At 47.1% G+C, this 1,050-nt stretch carries 1 protein-coding gene; it reads left to right on the top strand.

Annotated features, from left to right (window positions below):
• On the top strand, positions 1-935 hold a 935-nt coding region (locus F6K49_RS52540; protein ID WP_293111048.1), incomplete at its 5' end, for a WD40 repeat domain-containing protein.
• Positions 936-1,050: the final 115 nt, after the last annotated feature.

A 1,050-nucleotide genomic window follows, 5' to 3' on the forward strand; every position in this document is an offset into this window, starting at 1 on the left:
TTGTCAGTAATGATCACTGTTTAAAGAGACTGGAGGGACACACCGGTTGGGTGACTTCTGTGGCATTTCATCCCAATGGTGAAATTCTCGCTAGCAGCAGCGCTGACCAAACCATACACTTGTGGTCAGTAAGTACAGGTCAATGCCTGAAAGTATTGTGTGGTCACTCCTATTGGGTGCAATCCGTTAGCTTTAGTCCTCTTGGTGAGATTCTTGCCAGTAGTGGTGATGACAAAACCATCCGCTTATGGGAGGTCAATACTGGTGAATGTTTTAAGATATTACGAGGTCACACCAGTTGGATTTGGTCTGTTACCTTCAGTCGAGACGGTCAAACCCTAGCCAGTGGTAGTGAAGACGAAACCATACGCTTATGGGATGTCAGGAGTAGTGAATGTCTCAAGGTTTTACAGGGTCACAGTAGTCGGGTACAGTCGGTAGCATTTAGTCCTGATGGCCAAACCCTAGTTAGCAGCAGTGGAGACCAAACTGTCCGGGTTTGGGATGTTAGGACTGGGGAATGTGTCAGGATTTTACGAGGCCATAGTAAAGGTGTCTGGTCTGTCGCCTTTAGTCCTGATGGTGAATTTATTGCCAGTGGTAGCTTAGATCAAACCGTGAGACTTTGGCACGCAAGTACGGGTAACTATCTGAGAACCTTACACGGTCACAGGAATTCAGTACGGTCATCGATTGGGTTTAGTCCCGTAAAACATCAAGATCACCAGGGTAGATCTGATCAAGAACAGGTGAGCAGTTATTGGCTTACTTGTGGCAGTAATGATGGGACTATTAAAGTTTGGGATACTCACACAGGTCAGTGTATTAAAACCCTCATTCCTGATCGACCTTACCAAGGTATGAACATCACAGGGGTTACCGGTTTGACCCTAGCACAGAAGTCAGCACTGGAAGCGTTGGGCGCGCTGAGTTGATCTAGAGAAGATGGGAACGAAACACGAGTTCAAATTGGGTGTCAGGGATTCGCTGACGGGATCCTTCTGTATAAGAGCAAGTGCGGTAGCGACCGATGATTACCCATTGGGTTGG

It is taken from the genome of Moorena sp. SIO3I6, assembly GCF_010672095.1.